This is a genomic window from Paenibacillus sp. NAIST15-1 (assembly GCF_001894745.1).
Classification (GTDB): Bacteria; Bacillota; Bacilli; order Paenibacillales; family Paenibacillaceae; genus Paenibacillus_B; species Paenibacillus_B suaedae.
In genome coordinates this window covers 72,010-92,121 of the sequence record NZ_BBYF01000017.1, presented here as the reverse complement: position 1 = coordinate 92,121, position 20,112 = coordinate 72,010, and the positions used below count along the sequence as shown (strand labels likewise).

General features: G+C 43.3%; 19 protein-coding genes and 2 pseudogenes. 3 read left to right on the top strand and 18 right to left on the bottom strand.

Features of this window, described 5'->3' with window-relative positions:
* Positions 1-15 precede the first annotated feature (15 nt).
* The 12 genes from PBN151_RS24905 to PBN151_RS24855 all read right to left on the bottom strand — a co-directional run bounded on the left by PBN151_RS24905 (position 16) and on the right by PBN151_RS24855 (position 12,217).
* Positions 16-2,265, bottom strand: coding sequence for an AraC family transcriptional regulator (locus PBN151_RS24905; RefSeq protein WP_072731204.1), 2,250 nt, complete (start codon positions 2,263-2,265; stop codon positions 16-18).
* Between the two features lie 69 nt (positions 2,266-2,334).
* Positions 2,335-3,198 carry a carbohydrate ABC transporter permease gene (locus PBN151_RS24900; RefSeq protein ID WP_021257906.1) on the bottom strand — a complete coding sequence of 288 codons (864 nt, stop codon included), beginning with the start codon at positions 3,196-3,198 and terminating at the stop codon, positions 2,335-2,337.
* Positions 3,192-4,118 carry an ABC transporter permease gene (locus PBN151_RS24895; protein ID WP_072731297.1) on the bottom strand — a complete coding sequence of 309 codons (927 nt, stop codon included), beginning with the start codon at positions 4,116-4,118 and terminating at the stop codon, positions 3,192-3,194. The genes PBN151_RS24900 and PBN151_RS24895 overlap by 7 nt, the downstream gene beginning before the upstream one ends.
* A gap of 112 nt (positions 4,119-4,230) precedes the next feature.
* Complete coding sequence (locus PBN151_RS24890) at positions 4,231-5,862, bottom strand: extracellular solute-binding protein (protein ID WP_072731202.1); 1,632 nt, start codon at positions 5,860-5,862, stop codon at positions 4,231-4,233.
* Positions 5,863-6,092: 230 nt separating this feature from the next.
* Entirely contained in the window at positions 6,093-7,160 is a 1,068-nt protein-coding gene (locus PBN151_RS24885; RefSeq protein WP_072731201.1) for a dihydrodipicolinate synthase family protein, read from the bottom strand.
* Positions 7,160-8,176 (bottom strand): NAD-dependent epimerase/dehydratase family protein, encoded by a 1,017-nt coding sequence (locus PBN151_RS24880; RefSeq protein WP_072731199.1) that lies wholly within the window; start codon positions 8,174-8,176, stop codon positions 7,160-7,162. Before PBN151_RS24880 ends, PBN151_RS24885 begins: the two co-directional genes overlap by 1 nt.
* Positions 8,177-8,535: 359 nt before the next feature.
* On the bottom strand, positions 8,536-9,417 hold the full coding sequence (locus tag PBN151_RS24875; RefSeq protein ID WP_072731198.1) for a GNAT family N-acetyltransferase: 882 nt from the start codon (positions 9,415-9,417) through the stop codon (positions 8,536-8,538).
* A gap of 84 nt (positions 9,418-9,501) precedes the next feature.
* On the bottom strand, positions 9,502-10,302 hold the full coding sequence (locus PBN151_RS24870; protein WP_072731197.1) for a hypothetical protein: 801 nt from the start codon (positions 10,300-10,302) through the stop codon (positions 9,502-9,504).
* A 127-nt stretch (positions 10,303-10,429) separates the two neighbouring features.
* Positions 10,430-10,879 (bottom strand): GNAT family N-acetyltransferase, encoded by a 450-nt coding sequence (locus tag PBN151_RS24865; protein ID WP_072731195.1) that lies wholly within the window; start codon positions 10,877-10,879, stop codon positions 10,430-10,432.
* Between the two features lie 120 nt (positions 10,880-10,999).
* Positions 11,000-11,563, bottom strand: coding sequence for a histidine phosphatase family protein (locus PBN151_RS24860; RefSeq protein WP_072731187.1), 564 nt, complete (start codon positions 11,561-11,563; stop codon positions 11,000-11,002).
* Positions 11,564-11,591: 28 nt separating this feature from the next.
* Positions 11,592-11,723, bottom strand: a complete 132-nt coding sequence (locus PBN151_RS32375; protein WP_265332136.1) for a hypothetical protein — start codon at positions 11,721-11,723, stop codon at positions 11,592-11,594.
* A 32-nt stretch (positions 11,724-11,755) separates the two neighbouring features.
* The gene (locus tag PBN151_RS24855) at positions 11,756-12,217 is read right to left on the bottom strand and encodes a GNAT family N-acetyltransferase (RefSeq protein WP_072731186.1); all 462 of its coding nucleotides are present in this window, start codon (positions 12,215-12,217) and stop codon (positions 11,756-11,758) included.
* Between the two features lie 182 nt (positions 12,218-12,399).
* On the opposite strand from PBN151_RS24855, the pseudogene PBN151_RS24850 reads away from it, so the two are divergent.
* A pseudogene (locus PBN151_RS24850) lies at positions 12,400-12,486 on the top strand (IS3 family transposase); the annotation flags it as partial.
* A 51-nt stretch (positions 12,487-12,537) separates the two neighbouring features.
* On the opposite strand, the gene PBN151_RS24845 reads toward PBN151_RS24850, so the two are convergent.
* From PBN151_RS24845 to PBN151_RS24820, 5 genes and pseudogenes are all read right to left on the bottom strand, one after another.
* A complete protein-coding gene (locus PBN151_RS24845) occupies positions 12,538-14,613 on the bottom strand; it encodes a serine hydrolase domain-containing protein (RefSeq protein WP_072731184.1) in 2,076 nt (691 codons plus the stop codon).
* Positions 14,614-14,665: 52 nt separating this feature from the next.
* Positions 14,666-15,835, bottom strand: a complete 1,170-nt coding sequence (locus PBN151_RS24840; RefSeq protein WP_072731183.1) for a serine hydrolase domain-containing protein — start codon at positions 15,833-15,835, stop codon at positions 14,666-14,668.
* Between the two features lie 365 nt (positions 15,836-16,200).
* Positions 16,201-16,572 (bottom strand): PhzF family phenazine biosynthesis protein, encoded by a 372-nt coding sequence (locus PBN151_RS24835; RefSeq protein WP_227775063.1) that lies wholly within the window; start codon positions 16,570-16,572, stop codon positions 16,201-16,203.
* 8 nt (positions 16,573-16,580) lie between these two features.
* Positions 16,581-16,739 (bottom strand): annotated as a pseudogene (locus PBN151_RS24830) (helix-turn-helix domain-containing protein); the annotation flags it as partial.
* 174 nt (positions 16,740-16,913) lie between these two features.
* On the bottom strand, positions 16,914-17,336 hold the full coding sequence (locus PBN151_RS24820; RefSeq protein ID WP_072731181.1) for a hypothetical protein: 423 nt from the start codon (positions 17,334-17,336) through the stop codon (positions 16,914-16,916).
* Positions 17,337-17,509: 173 nt separating this feature from the next.
* Here PBN151_RS24820 and PBN151_RS24815 point away from each other — a divergent pair, with 173 nt between their 5' ends.
* On the top strand, positions 17,510-18,406 hold the full coding sequence (locus PBN151_RS24815) for an alpha/beta fold hydrolase (protein WP_072731179.1): 897 nt from the start codon (positions 17,510-17,512) through the stop codon (positions 18,404-18,406).
* A 256-nt stretch (positions 18,407-18,662) separates the two neighbouring features.
* Here the strand turns inward: PBN151_RS24815 and PBN151_RS24810 are convergent, their stop codons facing one another.
* Positions 18,663-19,259: a hypothetical protein gene (locus PBN151_RS24810; protein ID WP_072731178.1), complete on the bottom strand. Its 597-nt coding sequence runs from the start codon at positions 19,257-19,259 to the stop codon at positions 18,663-18,665.
* A 224-nt stretch (positions 19,260-19,483) separates the two neighbouring features.
* Between PBN151_RS24810 and PBN151_RS24805 the strand changes: the two genes are divergently transcribed.
* Positions 19,484-20,089, top strand: a complete 606-nt coding sequence (locus PBN151_RS24805; RefSeq protein WP_072731177.1) for an undecaprenyl-diphosphatase — start codon at positions 19,484-19,486, stop codon at positions 20,087-20,089.
* The last annotated feature ends 23 nt before the right edge of the window (positions 20,090-20,112 follow it).

Below are 20,112 nucleotides of genomic sequence, written 5' to 3'. Positions count from 1 at the left end.
TAATCCCCCCAATCGTTAACCTGTCTGCCGTTTTCGATACTCACTAGGCGATATTCCGTAATATTTCTTAAATGTAGTAGCAAATGTAGACGCATTCAAATACCCTGTTTTTTCTCCGATCTCAGACACGGAGTAGGAGGTGTGCTTCAGCAGTTCTCTGGCATGGGCTAGTCGCACCTTGTTCAAGTAATCCACATAGTTAATATCGAACGCTTTTTTGAAATAACTAGAGAAGTATTTCGGTGAAGTATGGAAGACTTCTGCAATATAATCCAAATACAAATTCTCCATATAATGAAGCTCGATATATTGTGCAATGAACGCAGGATTCAACTTATTTGTTGGCTCACTCTTGCACTGCTTTACCAAAAATGCAGCAACCTTAATAAGCGCCTGCTTCATCTCGGTATATCGATTCGCCCGTGTAATGCTTCGAAGAAAATCCCCTTCAAGCTTGCTCCACTCCGCCTGTTCCAACGACGGATTGCCGATCATGCGGAACAAATCATAGAACATCGCTTGCGCCACATGCACCATCTGATGCATATGAATATTGCGCTTGTTATTCGCTTCGAATGTATCTTCTATGATTTGGACGGCATCTTCCAGCCTTCCGCATAGCACGTGGTTGGAGAGTTTCTCTATTTTGTCCAGCGGGTAGTACAAGTTATAGGTGTATCTTATCTGTTCGGCATCCATCACAGGTTCATCGTTGCTTACCGACCGATGTGACATCCCATGGCTTACATCTTGAAAAGCGCGTTTCCAATGTACCTCATCAGTGCTGTACATACTGCTTACACAAGCCCCTACTTCATAGCGGCTCAGCTCATTATTTCCTGCAGCAGCTATGTAAGCACGAAGCTGTTTGAATAGTGTACGCCTAGTTAAAGGCTGATCCAATCCAATCCACGCGACAAATTGCAGCTTATCGGCATGAAATAGAAGTGCCTCTATCGACTCTCGCTTCAATCCAGCAGCAATACGTGATTCCAACTCATCGACATGGATACGCTCATGTGACTCCGCTTCCTCCTTAGGCAGCAGCTGGATCAGAACCATCACAAATTGTTTCTTCACAGTGCTTTCTGGGAAGTATTTGCGGATAAGCTGCTCCGATTCACTTGGATCTGCATACTCATCAATCGCTCGAAGGAAGGCAGTTCTTCGATTTTCTACACGTTCGACTTCAAGCTGCTCTCTGAGCTTACCGTTGTCTAATTGGAGCACACGAATAGCCTTATGAATATTGCGAATATCATTTCCTTTACTCGTTTCCATGCCCAGCTGCTGAATGATGTTACGGATGGGTCGGTATAAGTACATGCTGAGCAAGTAAGATAAAGTGATAGCTCCAATTATAGCAGTGATCATGATCGTATGATTCGCACTGCTTACGGAGTTGATGTTCTTAAACTTATAAGGAATTTTATTGATGTACATAAATCCGTTGTACGTCGATTTGTAGAAATTGTACTCGAAATCCTTGCCCGTGATCGTCCCTTCCGATTGAAAATTAGACGTCAGCTGATTCCATACCTCTACCAAGTCAAAATCATCATTCGTGCTGAGTATCACATTGCGATTCGAATCAAGCACAATAAATGATGCTCCTGGTATAACAGCAGTTTGGTCAACGAATTTCATCCACTTTTCGGCACTGATCAAAAACATGATATGTTTATCGGATAGACGAAATTTATTGCCTCCCACCATAATCAGCAGTTTCTTTTTTTGCCATGTCGTACCGCTGTTCATGACCTTGTATGTATCGGACGGAAAGACTTTCGATTCATGGGGCATGGACATAAAGCGCTTCCAATACGCTGCATTGTAGATGGAATGTACATATTTTTGCTCAAATAGCTCTCCTAAATCAGTCGTACCGTGCAAGGTTATTGCAAGATTCGAATTGTCATGAAATACAATAATATCTTCGATAAAATCAGCTTTGGAGACGAGTGCGGTAACATTTTTCTGTAAATCGTACACCTTCGCCATATCCAGGCTTCCATCACTATTTACAATGTTGTTATAGGGTAAGGAGTGAATGGAATGATTCATGCTGTCTAGGGACCTGAAGCTGTTATCGATCGATTGAATCATCGTTTTCACGACTAACGCATTATTTTGAGCTACTTCGTCATAGACTTCTGAGATGGAGTTCTTGTGTACAATATAGTTGGAGACAAACATGACCATGATCACGATTAACAAAGCCATGAAAATTTGAAGCAGGCCGACGTTCATCAATAATCTTTTCATCTCGCTCTTCCCCTTGTCATGTTCTCATACGCATGAAGCGATTCCAACTACATTCTACACCGTGATCAACTATCCCTTCTCCGCTCCTAGCATAACCCCCTTTGCAAAGTATTTCTGTGCAAAAGGATAAATAAGCAAGACGGGGATCATAGACAATACAATTGTCGCGTTCTTCATCGCCTGTGGAGCCAAAGCTGCACGATCTACGAGCGAAGCATCCGACTCTGCATTGAAGATGAGCATGTCTCGCAGGACAATCTGAAGCGGGAACATATCCTTGTCATTTAAATAAATTAACGGGAGGAAGAAGCTGTTCCAATGCCCCATGAAATAAAAGAGTCCAATCGACGCCAAGGCGGGCTTCGACAACGGGATTACGATGCTGAACAAGATGCGATACTCGGAAGCTCCATCGATTTTGGCCGCTTCCCGAATTTGGGACGACATGCTCTCATAGAAGCTCTTGAGTATGATGAGCTCAAATGTCCAGATTGCATTAGGCAGCACGAGTGCCCATACTGTATCAATTAAGCCCAGTCCTTTGACCACCATGAAAGTTGGGATAATTCCTGCATTCAGGAACATCGTCAGCACGATCGCAAGCATCCAGAACTTTCTGCCGACAAAATTGCGCTGCGCTAATGGGTAAGCGGAAATGGCCGTAAACAATAAGTTGATGAATGTGCCAAGCGCCGTATAATAGATTGTATTCAGATACGCCCTTGGAATCTTGTCATCCTTCAGCACCTCAACGTAAGCATCTATATTGAAGCCCTTCGGAAACAGGGTTACTTCTCCTTGCAGAACGGAAACCGTATCACTAAATGAAATGACAGCAATATACCATACCGGATAAAGGGTACACACTGCAACGAGAAGCAATAGGATCGTATTGACAACATTGAAGATCGACAGCTTACGTTCCCCTACCATAGACTGTTACCTCCAAATCGCTTGCTTACATAGTTCGCTCCCAGCAGCATAACCAAAGCTACGGCCGATTCGAACATCCCAACAGCCGCTGCATAGCTGTAGCTTGATTCGAGGAAGCCCTTTCGGTACACATAGGTGGAGAACACATCGGCGACACTATATGTCATTGGGTTGTACAGCAGCAGCACCTTTTCATAACCGATTCTGAACATATTCCCCATATTTAAGATGAACATGACGACGATCGTCGGCATGATTCCTGGTATCGTAATATGCCGCATCATTTGCAGCCGCTTCGCACCATCTACCTTAGCTGCCTCATACAGCGAAGGATTAATACCGGCTACAGCCGCCAAATAGATAATCGCCTGATAACCCATCGTGGCCCAAATATCGGATATGACGTAGATCGGCCGAAACCATGCAGCATCAATCAAAAAATGCTTTTTTTCAAATCCGAAATAGGAAAGAACTTGATTGACGATCCCATTCGTTGGAGAGAGAAAGTCAATGATCATACTGCAAATAATGACTACTGATAGAAAGGAGGGTAAATAACTAAAGGTTTGAATCGATTTCTTAAACCATTTTATTCGAACTTCATTTAAGAAAACGGCAAATAGGATCGGAAACGCAAACCCGAATAATAACGTGTAGAAGCCTAGCAGGAATGTATTTGTAAAGAGAATAAGAAAGTCCTGATTGCTGAAAAATTTAATAAAATGCTTCAGTCCTACCCATTTGCTATCGAATACGCCTTTGTACACACTGTAATCCTTAAATGCGATGATTAACCCATACATGGGCCCGTATCGAAATATTGCGTAGAAGAGAATACAAGGAATAAAAAGCACAAGAAGCTGCTTATCGCGCTTGATATGCTTCCAGAAGTTCACCCAACGCATACGACTTGGCGTCATTGTTCGTTGGTGCTCAGTCTCAAGCTCTGATTGCTGCACAATTGTTCCCCCTTGAGGAATGGACACCTGAATCAGGATCCAGGTGCCCCTCCGATTTCAAATGATCCGCAGCTTACTTGGAGTCAAAACGCTTTTGTGCTTCATTAAATATGGCAAGCATTTGATCAATCCCTGCTTTTTTCGCAGTGTTTTTCCAGTCCTCCCATTGCTTCTCACCATAGTTTTTATCCATCACATACTTCGAATTGAACTCTTCCGCTGCCTTCTGGATCGACGTCTGCAGCTCTGATAGGGTCGCAATTTCATCATCTGTGAAGTTAAGGGTTGGATCTAGCGGCTCTCTTCGATTATCCTTCATGATTAGATCTTGCGCTTCCTGTTCTTTTTCCGAGAACTTGAAATAGACACTCTTCGGATTCGGTCGCAAATAGGCGCTTTCCTGCCACATCCCATAGCGATCCTCGAGAACACTAATATCCACTAGCGGCAGGTTAGCCAAATCTGGATACACAGGATATCCATCCTCACCCCACTTGAAGTTCACACCTTCTACACCAAGTGTCATTAAATCCCCGCCAGATGGACTTGTTAAGTAATCCAGCAACTTCAGCGCAACTTCCTTATTGTCGTTATCCGCTACTGCGATACCGAAGTCGCTAACCTCAGGCAGCGATCTTACGTGCCCCGTCGGACCAATTGGCAGTGCATATCGCAAGTTGTAATCTGGCATCGCACTCTTCACCTGGTTGTAGAACAGATCCAATCTGCCAATCCAGTCGAAGGTTACAAATGCCTTGTCTGTTGTCATTTTCGTTGTCCAAGAATCCTGCGTATTCGTTAAAAACTCAGGATCAAGCAGCCCTTCGTTGAACATCTTTTTCATGAAGTCAAGCATATCTTTGTGCGCATCCTGCACGGAGGCGAACTTCCAATTTCTATCTGCTTCATCATAATAAATTGGATAGTTCTCACCGCCTATTCCCCAACCATAAGACCAGTCTCCATAAATGTGTTCTTTCGTCTTAGAAGCGTAAGGATAGCTGTTCGGATACAGCTCCTTCAATTTTTTCATAGCAGTGTAGAATTCATCTGTATTCGTCCATGGCTTGATGCCGTTTTTATCGAATATATCCTTTCTATACATGAAACCGTGATTGACGTCCCGATTCAACTTGTATATCGGCCATGAGTATAAGTTCCCGCTCTGATCGCCGAATGACTTGATTACCCACGGGTTTTCTTCCATGTACAGCTTCTTGAAGTTGGGCAGCATATCGACATGCTCATTAATGGCCACAACACCGCCCTGCTTGCCTATATCCTTCAGTTCGGCACCCTTTAATCCATTGAAAATATCTGGAAGCTTCCCGGAGGCAACGGTCGTTCTCAACTTATCCTCGTAAGTCTGGCTGGAGTATGTCTGAAACACCACCTTAATGCCTGTTCGCTTCTCAATTTCCTTGACGACGAGCATTTCATTCGTAATGGAGACATTACCAGGATGCATCCATGTTAACGTTACAGGCTTATCAACGATCGGAAGCTTCAGCCCGCCCGTATCCCCATATTGCTCACTATCCCCCGTGACTGTAGAACCGGAACCTGCATTACCACTGTTACTGCTGTTATTGTTGGAATTTGTGCTGCTTTCTTGACTGCTTGCACTCCCTCCGCCTCCGCATGCCGCAAGAAGCGTGAAGACCATTGTCATCATAATGACAACACTTATGACTCTTTTTGACATTGCGATCATTTCCCCCTTTGTATTGTTGCGCATTCCCTACTGGCAGCTTCCAACTTAATTCTCTCTCTCAGTATAAGAAGCAGTCACCATTTAATAAATAAAGCGTTTTCATAAATTGTTCTAATAGACCCTCCTCGGGATAAAAGTTCACGTAAAACCCTTATGCACCAAGGATTCCCCCCGAGTGGAAAATGATAAAGTGGTTGAATTTGATGAAATACAGTTAATGTTTATTCCAGCCATTCCTGTAGATGGGCTGCAACGAATTCGTCATCATGAAGATGCGAATATTGTCTATATACTCGATCGATTTCGTCCGCTTGCCCAGCAGAAAGCGTCTCATTCGGATTCAGGCACCAAATGCCCTTGAGCAGCCCTTGGCGGCGCAGCACTTCATGAATCCCTGGAATACATCCATGAAATTGATGAGCAGTATCGAAAAATGCAGCATTGCAGTCTGTAATCTGTATGTTCCTAGTTAACCATTCCCCAGAGATTTCGCCGCGTTCTCTCTCCTTCTTGATCTCCTCCAGTAATTCGACTGCCTTCTTCGTCCATACAGCCCAATGGCCGAGAAGACCGCCCACAATACGCTTCTCAATTGACTGCCCTCTCACATCGAAGCGGTACGTTGTAAGCAGATCATTAACAATGTTATCGTCATTCCCTGTGTACAATGCAATCTCATCTCTTCTGTCAGAATAGCATACCGCTCGTACAACATCGATGGTCTGATAGCGATTGAAGGGAGCCATTTTGATTGCTACTACATTCGGGATGTCCGCGAATTTGCGCCAAAAATCAAAGCTGAGGACACGCCCTCCAACAGACGGCTGCAGATAGAATCCGATTATCGGCATAATAGCAGAAACCCTCTCAGTACGCTCAAGCAGTTCCTCTTCACTCATGCTGGAGAGCCCTCCCATGCTTAGCAATGCGGCATCATACCCCACCTGTTGTGCCAGTTCCGCTTCCCTCATCGTTTGTTCCGTACTGCCGCACACACCGGCAATCTTCATAAACGGACGTTCTATGTTAGCTCGTTCCACCTCTTCAACGGCCATGCGCAATACCGTCTCAAATAAATCATGCTTAGGGTCGCGAATCTCAAATTGTGTGGAGTGAACTCCTACTGCGATTCCACCTGCTCCGGATGCAATGTAATACCTCGTCAACGCGCGCTGATGGCGTTCGTCCAGCTGATGCTCCTCATTGAGTGCAAGTGGATGCGCGGGAATAACTAAGCCCTGATGGAGAGCCTCATGCAGCGTGTTCGAAAGCTTATTGCGTGTCAGCATCAGAATTTCCCACCTCTCTCCTGAAAATGAGTAGGTTTATTCCATGTTGCCCCTCCAGATTGAACCCATTCCACCACCCAGTCGATCATCTGCAGCAATGATACAGATGGATACCCGAAGCGCTGATGTGACTTCGATGCATTATTCAACAATGCCAGTTCAGACTCTTCCCCCTGAAAATGCACGCTTCTATTGAAGCGCATAGCGAACTGCTCCGCTGCCCATCTCACCGACATCGTCTCTGGCCCTGTGATGTTCATGATGGTCGGCGGACTCGTGCATTCCGTCAAGGAGCGAAGAGCCATTGCGTTCGCATCCCCTTGCCAGATTACATTTGCATGCCCCATACTCAGATTAATCGGACTCCCTTCCATCACAGATTTAGCTATTTCTAACAAGACACCGTAACGGAGATCAATCGCATAGTTCAATCTGTAGAACAGCATTGGGGTATTGTTTTTATGGGCATGGTATTCGAAGATTCGCTCTCGACCTAATGTGGACTGCGCATACTCACCGATTGGTTCTGGTGATACAGACTCATCAGCCCCTCCGCTGCCGATCGGCATGAATGGATAGATATTACCAGAGGAAAACACAACAATGCGAGAGTCCTTGTACTTCTCGGCCACTCTTCCAGGCAGATACACATTCATTGCCCATGTAAAATGCTCCCTTCCCGTAGTGCCGAATTTATTGCCCGCCATATAGATCACGTTCGATGCATGTGGAAGCTTTAACAATTCTCCATCATGAAGGAGATCGCATGCAATCGTCTCAACTCCCGCTTCCTCTAGTTCGCGCTGTACATCGCCTCCAGTGAACCGAGATACTCCGATCACCCGCTTGTTCAGCCCGCCCTTGCGAACCGCATTAACCGCCAGCTTAGCGAGACTTGGCCCCATTTTCCCTCCTACACCAAGAATAACAATATCTCCGTCGACTTTCGCCAGATCTTGAATACATTCATCTGAAGGCTCAGCTAGTCTCTTCTCCAGTTCAAGCACAGATTTCATATCCATCATCCCCCTTCTGGATTTATTCGATTTCACTATCTACGTATGGAACCTGATCCTGCGAAACCGACAAGCTTCCATGAAACCATATATATACCAGACAGAAGATCGTGTATATCATGCTTTTTCCCACATCTTACGTATTTCGGAATAGGGGTATCTCCCAATGTTATACAGCCTAACTCTCGGGCAATTATGAAGGTTGAAAATCATCAAGTAGACGAAATAAATAAAGTGACTCGCGATCAATAGGCACGTGGCGCATGGATCGCAAGTCACTTTTTGAAAGAAGTAAACATAATGGTTTATTTCCATTTGGAAGTAATAACTTTGCTGCATTTCACTCATTTCACGCTTCATTATGCCTGCGCGATTTTAGGGAGCTTTATGTGATCAAGGGATTGAAGACGATTTGGCAACATAAACAAATTATCATCTGATGGTTCTGGGTACTCGACCTTAATCCCACCTTGCTCAGGATGAAATTGATAGTACACCCGTTCCGTCTGCTCAGTTGAAATCTTATTGACAACTTGCGAGAGATCAACTTGGTTCGGAGACAGGACATCGTATAGTTGTATTGAATTTCCATCTTGCATAAAGATAACGACCGCATCTAATTCCTCGATGAAATACAGATCGTTCTCAAACACGTGCAAGCAATACCAAGCGAAGATGCCCTCTGCATGAATAGCGTCACACGTCGAGTATCTTACGTTCCGCGAAGAATAGTATCGCATGACAAGCTCCCAATCCTGAACGTCCATTACGTTCAGCTTCCGCATATGAGGACGATCGCTGTGTGCCTCTAGCGTATTTATCACGGAGTAGAATTCCGGTTCTTGTACTTTATGAAAACCAAACTTCGGATAGAAATCGAGAACCGTTCGATTCGCATATAAGTACATAAAGCTGCATTTTTGCTGATACTCTTCGATTACGATTTCCATTAGCTTTCTAGACAAGCCTTGATTCCGATACGCTTCATCCGTCATGACCGTGCCGATCATAATGGCTTCATGAATCTCACCTTTAACAATGATATCCATTACATTCGCTGACACATTAGCAATGACTCTATCACCATCAGCATAAGAATAACAAATATATCGATCATTCCAGCATCCTCGCTGATACCAATCTTCAAACTGAATACCGAAGGATTCCTGCGCCAATGCATTGAAGCTGACACGGTATTTCTCTATGTCTTTATAATCCTTAATGAATACGAGTTCTTTCATAATAACTCTCCCTCATCGCCTTGTTGATGATATACCATTTAATTATGAACAACAGTGAAAAATGATAAAGTAGATCAAAGAGGATTAAGTACGTCTTTCTATACGCCAAGCAAGCGTAAAGCCGCCTTGAAGCTTATCTCCTGTTACCGTCACATCATAGATCTCCGATTTCTGAGCGTAAAGCTTCACCGAGCTGTCCCCATCAGGCTCCATTCCGACGTGGTTCCCTCGCTCATCCTTTATATGAAAACCGTGCCCTCCGCCATTCTTGTTACGCACGTAAATGGATAGTGTTATCACATCACCTTGGCTGACTTGTATCGGGATTTCATGCTTTCCATGGAAATAATCAAAATCAGCCGTATACGTATTCGCGGTGCGCTCCTCAACCCAGTTGCTTTTCGTTGTGAAATCAATAATCGCAATCAGTAGGAGGATGGAGGGGATAATGACGGAGAAGAGATAGGGAGCAAGCTTCCGGCCGCATATAATTGGATAAGCATATGTTCCCCAGAAAAAGAAAAGGGCGAGGAACGAGCCGAACATTCCGATAAGAAATGAGCTCATACTCACTTCCAGTCCTAGAAAAAAGAGATTTCCCGCTATCGCGTGCAGCAGAATACGTGACAGCACCTTCAGCCTTCCCAGTTTGATCGTGATAAGATCAATGATCACTGAACATGCAATTCCATACCCAAAGAAAATCTTCCAGTAGGCAGAGTTGGCAAACTGTTCTGAATACGCGTACAAATCCATCTTCGGTAATACAAACATAGCAAAGAAAACAAACAAAGAGAAGCCTGCACCTGACAGCTTGGAAAGGATATATGCTGCAGATCGATCCCATCTTGGCTTCTCCATTTTCATCCCAGCATTCATGAACAATTCGGTTCGCCTCCTCAACCAATTGATGCAATACCGATTGAAATCCTAGCTCTCTTTAATCTACATATACCTTGTTTTTCATCAAGATAGTATTTGCATGCAACTCTATGCTGTTCATACCATGAAGTCATGCATTCGATTCAAATTGGTACTTCGCCATCATCTCTCCCCAATCCGCTACCCCTTGCTCAACAAAACCAACACTCGCATACAAACGCTGTGCTCTTTCATTTTCAGGATTGTAACTAATATAGACCACCTCTGTTCGATCTTCCTTAGATCGAAGCTCATCCATTAACAACTGCAGAGCCTGCTTGCCATAACCCCTGCTCTGATACTTCTCATCGATCATGAACCGGTAGATCCAATAGTTGCCGTCATCTTCATCTAGTCCATACATCGTAAAGCCTATCATTTGTTCATCCTCGTAAATGGCCTGCGCCACGAACCCCGGCAAAAATTGCACTTCTGCTATGGAGTACAGATTAGAAGCTATAAACTTGCTTTGTTCCTCCGACGGACGAAGGTTGATGCTCTCTTCCCAATTGTCCTGATCAATATTTTTAAACGTTATCATTGTTGAATGCCCTCCCGATTATTTAGTCGTTCTTCCATAATCGAATGCAAATCACGATCGACCAATGATGCGAATTTTCAAGGTCTCCCTCATTTCTTGGTAGGGGTAATATCAATTCGACTATTTATAATGCCAGAGCTTATCAACTCGTAGAACTCGCATATCCTGAAGCTCAAGCTTATAGATATCTGGCATTGTCGTGGAGGTCCAGAACTCGAATCCATAAGCCGGATCAAAGTAATTCAACATCAACGTCATAATGTCCCCGTGTGTCCCAAATACAATATGCTGTCCTTCATACTTGCTTATCAATTCTTGAAGTACAGCAACTGCTCTTCGCTGAGCGTCACGGCTTGATTCTCCATCAGGAAAAGAAAAATGGAAGTCTGCGTACAACTTACGTTTTGCCTCTTGGAAGCTCAACCCTTCAAATGCACCTATTTGCCGTTCTCTCAAATCCTCGTATATGTGTATAGGACGATTCACAAAATCAGCAAGCGGCTGAATCGTTTGAATCGCCCGAGCATACGGGCTTGATACAAATACATCAATCGAGATATGCTGCATTAATTCGGCAAGTTTCATTGCATCTTGTTCTCCTGCAGCAGATATGCCCCTTGAGCGCTCTTCCCCTTCAACATATGGTGATTCACAATGCCTTACAAAGTAGAGTGTAGTCGTCAAATCATCTCACCCCATTCCATTTGCAAGTTCAGACGATGCCAGTTGTTTCTTGTGTATTTCCAGCCTGCTCTGCCATCCATGCAGGATACTGTTGATACATGAGAATAAACAAGGGTACGAAACCAATTCTGATTACGGTAATTCGATTTGCCAAATTCATGAATAGCCCTCCCTCTGTGATTGAGAACTACACTATAAATGCAGCTCCATCGGGTCATTGCATAGGCTGTACCCGTTCCTTTCATAGAAGGGAATACTCCATTCACTAGGCCATACGATGATGAATTCATGCTCCTGCTGCTTCGACCAAGCCTCTATCTCCTTCATCAACCTGCTTCCAATCTGGTTGCCGCGATGCTTTGGTACGGTATATACATTCGTCATATATACAAATGGATTTGTCTTCCGACCAGGTCGAGGGACTTTGTGAATCAATTCCAAGTAGATGTGGGAGATGACACTGCCATCTAATTCAGCGACCCAAATAAACCAGTTTCCCCCTTTCATTGCTTCTAGTAAAAAGGAACGGCACTCCTTGTAAAAATCTTCGTATAGTTCCTCTTCAACCTGCTCTTCGTTATACTCATTCGAGAAATCCCATCGCATTCGAATAAGCTGATCAATGTCTTGTACGCCGGCTAATCTTATATTCATCTTGAGGTTCTCTCCTTATCATGACAAGGCCCAACCAAAAACGAGTTTTCAGTCGGGCCATTTGGTGTCTTACTACACTGAATCATATTCCATTATTATACACTCCAATTGTCAATTCAGATAGAAGGGTTACGTTCAACTTCATTTTCTTGGACGAGCTGTTCCTTCAATGAAGACAAGAATATATTCATTTATATAATCATAATCGACCACAAAGAAAGTTAAAGAAGCTGCCGCCAGTAGAGTACCGACGACAGCTTGCTGCTTAGGTATTTTACCTATGTCGTGCTGGTCTTGTTGAAGATCATTTTGAACTGTAGCTAGTTCAGCGTAACTGTAAATTCCGAGTTTGGCGCGCCAGCAAATACAACCGTTCCGTTCTTCGGCAGTTTTACTTTGTTATTTCCGCTCGCAACAGTAAAGTTGATACTTACTCCCTTCTCATCATACACCGCGAACGAACTCTTCGATGGCAACGCCACGGTCATTGTTTTCCCTGCTGCCGCTTGCGGGATCGTAAACCATTTCGCATGCCCATTTGCTTGCAGCTTAACTTTGGATGATTGACCTGCATCAAGCGGTTTTACCTTGGATTCACTTACATATAAGAAGCCGGCCATCTCCATATATTCATTTCCATCTTCTGTATAGAAACGAGCTTCCGCCGTATCACGCCCACCCATCACGGGAATCTGGAGTTGATGCTTTGCCGTATTCGGATCTGTAATTTGTTTGCTGTCCCAATAGCCCTCATTGAGAGTAATTTGTGTGGTAAGAGGTATTAGTATTCCGAGATAGATCATAGAACTAAATTTCTCGTTCACGAGATAGAACTTGCCATCCTCCCGCTTCGCCCATGCAGCAGCGGTTTTCTTCGGTAGCACATTGTCTTCTAGTTTCTCGGCTAAATAGTTATTCATTGCAGTTTGCTCCAAGCCTGGCGATAGTTCATATTTGCTCTCCCTCAAATACGTTTTTCCATTCTTCTCGGTGACGAAGTTGAGCTTGGAAGTACCCTTCTCATTAATAAAGCTTCCATCCGCCGTATATACATATTTTTCTCCTGGCTTAAGAGGTAAGGACAATTCTCCCTTTTTCGTAATTTCTATTTTGAACTGACTGTAGGTATTCCCGTAAAAGCCCGCTTTCTTTGCCACGTCTTGAGGCATCTTGACCTTGACTGGCTTGCCGAAGGATTTATCCGGCTTTATATCTTTAATTGCACCCTTCTCTTTAAGCGCGGTTAGCAGTAATTTAGTTGCCACCATTTGATTTGTAACGCTGCTACCGCCTGACGACAACACAGCAGCTGCCATCTTCTGCTCTGGAAGCACGACCAGTGCAGCATGTTGCAGCACCGTGTCTCCGCCCTTAGCCAAGGCCTTTATCCCATATCTATTAAATGGGTATAGTTCTACACTATCCCATCCAAGACCATAGTTGAACACACTATCTCCGTTCTCCGGCCACATTCCTTTTTTATATTCCTCTTGCTCCATCTCCTTGACTGCCTTATTAGAAAGGATTCCTTTTCCCTGTCCCATAAATAATTGTGAGAATCGCACCACATCTTCTGCCGTGGAAGAGATCCCTCCCGAACCAATCGCATTCAATGATTCAATAGGAAGCTGTCCTTGGTACGTCGGAATATAAAGTCCAGCCCGCTTTTCGTCTTCCCATTTGTCCTGCGGCGTTTTCGTATGATTCAGTTTTAATGGCTCTGTAAACTTTTGATGTAGAAATTCAGTAAAACTCATACCGCTGACTCTTTCTACCAAAATCTCGGCCAGCGTAAAACCGTCGTTACAGTATACCGAGAATGCGCCAGGGTCGGCCTTCAAGCTTTGGCTGGATAGTTCCCGCAACAAGCTATCATGGGCAAAAGTATCATTATCATTAAATAAAACTACATTATTGAACGTCATACCAGGCATACCCGAGGAGTGGTTCAACAGCATACGCGGCGTAATACGTTTATACCGCGCATCTTTCATCTTGAAATCAGGAACATAGCGAACAACAGGAGTATCCAAATCGACTTTTCCTTCGTCGACCAATTTCATTACAGCCGCAGCTGTATATACTTTACTGGTTGAACCAATCCCGTATAGAGTATCCTTGGTCAGCGGCTGATTCCCTTCCATATCGTTCTTACCTGTCTGACCCGACAAAATAATTTTTCCATTATCAATTAGCGCATACTGCACGCTAGTCGTCTCATAGGACTTCGTGAGTAGAGCAGCTTTCTCAGATGCAATCTTCTTCAGTTCTTTGCTAGCAACCTCTTGGCCTGCTACAATTGTAGTCTTACTGCTAGAAGCTGCGATCGCGCCTGTTGGTAGGGTCATCGTTATCGCCAATGTAGCGGCTAATACCCCGGATAGTTTATTTTTCATGAGAGAATTGCCTCCTTGGATAATGACATAGTTTAACCTTTTTCCTTTTTACCTACTTGCTAAATTCAGCAAGTAAAATATTTTTAAAAAGTTCCGAACTTTTAACTTTACCCATACTGTTCAAACTGATGGCTAACGTATGTCTACCTCCATGTGTACCCCCAGCAAAGGTATCAAATCCTGGAATCCCACCCGTATGTCCCCATATCAAGACACCATTTGGAAGCTTAGTTTCATAGATTCCAAGACCAAATCCATCGATTCCTTCTATTCCTGTAGGAACGGTAGTAAGCATTTGTTTTAGTTGCTGATCTTTTAGTAATTTGCCACCGAGCAAGTAAGAAAAGAATTTGTTTAAGTCGTCAGCAGTAGAAATCATCTCTCCAGCCGATTGACCCATACTTGGGTTATAATAAGTAACGTCCTTTGGCTCACTTGCTCCGTCTAGTTGGATATATCCGCGGGGATGCTTGGTGCCTGGAATAACGGTCGAATTGCCAGGTAGGAATGTATCCGACAATTCAAGCGGTTCAATAATCCGATTTTCAATTTCTTCCGCATAGCTGTTTCCGGTTACTTTTTCAATAAGGATACCCAGTAATACGTATCCTGTGTTCGAATAAGACCACCCCTTTCCTGGGGCAAAGTCAGGGGGTAGAGAAATCCCCATACTTACTAATTCTTCAGCTGCATACGATTTTTTTGTATCCATAAGATCAAATTCTTTTGACCTTGAGTATTCAGCGATTCCACTTGTATGGTTCAATATTTGCCGAATCGTAATCTGGTTACCATCATATCCGTTTCCTTGAATGACACCAGGCAACCATTTTTCAATGGAATCGTCTAGATTCAGGCGGTTCTCTCCAGCAAATTGAAGTAAAACTGTTGCGGTGAACGTCTTCGTCACGCTGCCAATGCGAAAGCGAAAATCTGTTTTCATTGGTTTATTGGTTCTCAGATCCGCTATCCCAACAGCATAACTCCACGTTTTTCCACCCTCAGAAGTTTTAGCGAGTATCCCCGGGTATCCAAGCTGCAATGTATCCCGCATTGCTTGCTTGACGGAAGAACGATCTCGTTGAATACTTGTTTGTGACGAACTTGATACATTTTGAGTGGGCTCTGCTTTTACAAATGGGGTTGGCGTTGTGTATAACAGGGAACTTCCAGCTATTAAAAGTGCCAAACTTGCAAATGTAATTTGACTACGTATTTTCATAGGGCATTCCACTCCTTTATTCATATTGTATGGGTGATTGCTTGTTGTTCCGTACTAATTACACAGCTATCATCTCCCTAACAAAAGGGCAACATGGATCTTATCTAATCCCCTTTCGCTCGTTTTTACATTTTTATCCTACAAAATAAAAATTTCTTTTTTCTTATCCATTCCTTACAAATTCCTTACCTTCAAAAATATAGCTTCTATAATAGGATGGAAGGAGCATCTGTGCCCGGAAATGAAAAGTATTTCCAATGAATATATAAAAAAAGAAACACAGAAGTTTTTCACTTCTATGCTTCTTTTTCTTCCAATCATTATTAAAGATTCGATTTACTGAGAACCTTATTATGGAGTCTCCCCTAGAATGAAATAACCCAACTAAAAAACGTGATTTCAGTCGGGTCAGGTGTCTTGTAAGGGCGCTTATCACATTCCATTAATATACACTTTATTGGTGTGGTCAGATCGATATCGTCTACCTGCAATCCGATTGACTCCGCTAATCGCGCGATATCTCCTTGAAAAGGAATAAACTGTGAACGGTTCTGCTTCATTTTGATGTACAGTCGTCCATCAAGGATCGTGAATTCAATCGGTAAGATACCTGCCTTCGTTTCGATGTTAATGCTTTTCTTTTCTCCAAAATAGCCTTTCGAATGTAAACAATACAACGACGCTGTAGTTGCATGGCCGCATAGATTCATCTCATGCCCTGGGGTAAAATATCGCAAACGAACATAGATTTTTTAAAAGAACTGATTTTGTCAGCAAGCATTTTGTTATACACAAAACGCACACATCCAAAGGTTTTTTCGAAAAAGTTCCGCTGGTCTCTGTTAGGATAGAGTCGATATTTATATGCTTTCCTGTCTGCTGCCTGCTTGTTGTCTCTTAAAATTGTACGTCCCTTGCACAATAACAGACGCCCGTTCCATCACCTTGTCTGGTTCTAAGTAGACCCAGCTAGTAGCACTTACCTCTCTTACCTGTATACTAAAAAGTAGCGAACACAAACCGATTAGAATTATGCCCTGCATCAATCTCTTCATATCAGATATCCTTTCGGATTCATTTAGTCAATATCGTAAATTAACCATTTCGAGTCGGGATCTTTCCCTTTGATAAATACGTACTGTGATGTGAAAAAATCATCGTTGGTCAGCATATCATCAGCTAGGAGAAGAACTTGATATCCCTTTTTCTGCTCCTGAATATGGATGGGAGTGTGCAGCTTCACCGCCTTCAATTGGTAGGTCGGCATGCCTGTTATCGGACTATTCGGTGCGAATAGCTTCATATATTCCTCCGCATTGCCCTCATGCAAATATTGCATTCGTTTGTTGATGAGCTGTACAATCTCTTGTTCATCCTGATTCAATCCCTTTATTTCCAAATACTCAGGGCCAGACTTGGATGTACAGCCTTGAAGCAGAATGAGAAGTATTACAAGCCACACTGTCCGAAAGACAAACCCACTTCTAGAGACACGTCCCATCAACCAACACTCCTTCTTTTTTCAAATGGCGAGCAACCACCTACGTCTTCAACCTGACAAAGATCAGCCTCGTCACATCTTCAATTTGAGAATTAAACTTTTCGCCCCATCTGCATCCAATTTCGATATGTAACGTAACTATAGGATGGTGCTAAGTACGGAGGAGGCGTTCGATGAGCAGCATAGTAACGATTTATAAAAGCGAAAAGGGTAAAAGTTTGATTGCGAATCATTATGAAAGCTATATACAAGCTTTGCGGTTTCCTGTGGAGCGTATGTATCTGAATACAAGCTTTGGCTCAACTCATCTATTAGCTGTGGGACCCACTGATGGAAAGCCGTTGTTCCTATTACAAGGGGGAAATTGCATCAACCCAATGACATTGTCTTGGTTTTCTCCATTAACGAGCCAGTATCGAATTTATGCGCCCGATACGATTGGTCATCCTGGGTTTAGTGCAGAAACTCGAGTGTCAGCTAAGGATAATAGTTTCCCTCTATGGCTTGAAGAACTCATGAACGGCCTTGACATCGAGAAATGCGGATTTATAGGCCCCTCTTTTGGAGCAGGAATCATATTAAGACTAGCCGCCTATATGCCGCATAAAATAGACTGCGCCGTGCTTGTGTCACCAGCAGGGATACGCTTAGGATCGAAGCTCAAAATGATCAAGGACATCCTTTTGCCACTGCTTCTGTTCCATGCAACTTCCTCAGATAGATACCTTGATAAGCTAACCAATGCCATGTCTGACAATACGATGAAGGCAATAGACAAGAAAATTATTGGAGACATTTTTCGATATGTGAAACTTGAGCAAAATATGCCTAAACTTACAGAAAAAGAGGAACTCCAGCATTTCCATACGCCGACTCTTCTCATTACAGGCCGAAAGGACATATTTTTCCCTGATCAGCAGCTCAATCAAGCAGCACGCGCAATCATCCCGAATCTGATCGCAATCAAATCATACGATATGGGGCATTTCCCTTCAGATTCGGATTTAGTTACTATTAACGACGAAATCTCTATGTTCTTGCAAACTTATTACGTAACGAAAGATACGTAGATTTGTTATCGTCTTATTGGGGGATTAATATGCCTTGTCACAATAATCCTCCTAAGAGACACCTTATGGCTCTGATATTTCCCTCATTCTCGTCTCCAGCATTTGAATGAAGATGTCACATCTTCCTCATAGGCCATCTTCAATATTCACAATTTTCCTTTATCATTCCAAGCCATGTCATAAATTAGCTCGGCCAGCCTGAATACATAGCTTCCCCTCGATCACTTTGGCTGCAAAGTAATAAGCGATGCTACACTCATGCCATTGTTCTCCCCTCAAAATCGTGGTTGTCTGCATGTTCAGTATTTATCCATTTGTTTCTGTATCGTTCTATGACCCGATCATCCCATATTTGAACTTCAATATATCGCTCAGGGCCATAATGACCGTGCGCGTTCCATTGCTGTGGCCAGCCAAACTGTTCAACTACCTGTTGAATAGCATCTCGGGTATATACCTTTTTGCGATATGGCTTCCTGTCCTCAACTCGCATCGTAGGAAATAAGTCTCCATAAGTAAAACTAATGGTACTTGCGTCGAAATCATCAATATAGATTTGTAATTCTCTTCCCTCTTCATACCACTCCAGCAGCCAGTGGCATTGCCCTAATGTCATATAGTGAGGATATAGCGTCCGAGGATTGCCGCCTTGCTCTACAAACATCATTCTTGCCTGATTCTCTAATTGACGCCGAATTTGCATGTAATCTTCAGATCGTTTGCTTGCAAAGCCTCTTCCATTCTCTCTTAACTCGGACAAGATGCTGTTCGCTTCTTCAATAGACAGTGCAGACAAATTGTGAAATGGCCCTCTTGCGGCTTCATAATAGTGACACAAAAGATTGAAGTCCATTTTGACAGCCTCCTATTTCAACATAGGAATCATAACAATCGTGTTCCCCATTCGGTTCATATTAGCAAATACGCGATAACCCATAAATAACCAGCTGATTCTGATCAGATTTTTATGTAATATTAAGAATTTATTAAGGAGCAATTAAAGCCCTCTCCCTATACTAAGCATATGGAATAAATACTAGATCTAATTGATATAGGTCACAAGGAGGAAGAACATACGTGTCATTACCCCAATTAAATATTGAAATGTTTCGTGGAATTAACGACTTAGGCAAGCAGCTCTCCTTTCTAAATCCATCTGTCGTATTCATTGCGGAATATACGATCTATCTGTTAGCAGCTAGCATGCTGTTATTTTGGTTCACTCGTACAACAGCCAATCGCATGATGGTGTTGCAAGGCGGATTTGCATTCATTCTCGCAGAGCTCCTTGGCAAAGCGGTTGGAATGTTCCATTCGCATCATCAACCATTTGCGGAACTCCCGCATGTTAGTAAATTAATCGATCACAGCATCAACAATTCATTTCCCAGTGATCATACGATATTGTTTTTCTCCATCTGTGCGTCGTTCTGGCTGATGCGCAAAAAAACAGGCTGGGGCTGGTTGTGGCTTGTGCTGGCGGGTTGTGTAGCGTTATCTCGTGTATGGGTTGGCGTACATTATCCTGTAGATATTGCAGTGGGCGCAATGATCGGGATCTTCTCAGCAGTGCTCGTGTTCTGGTCATCCACTAGATTTGCTTGGCTATCTCGCTTGCTTGATATGTACGAGAGCGTGGAACGACGCTTACTACCAGCGGGCAATAAATCTAAAGGTCTATAAGTAAAGCATTTCATAGAAAATGA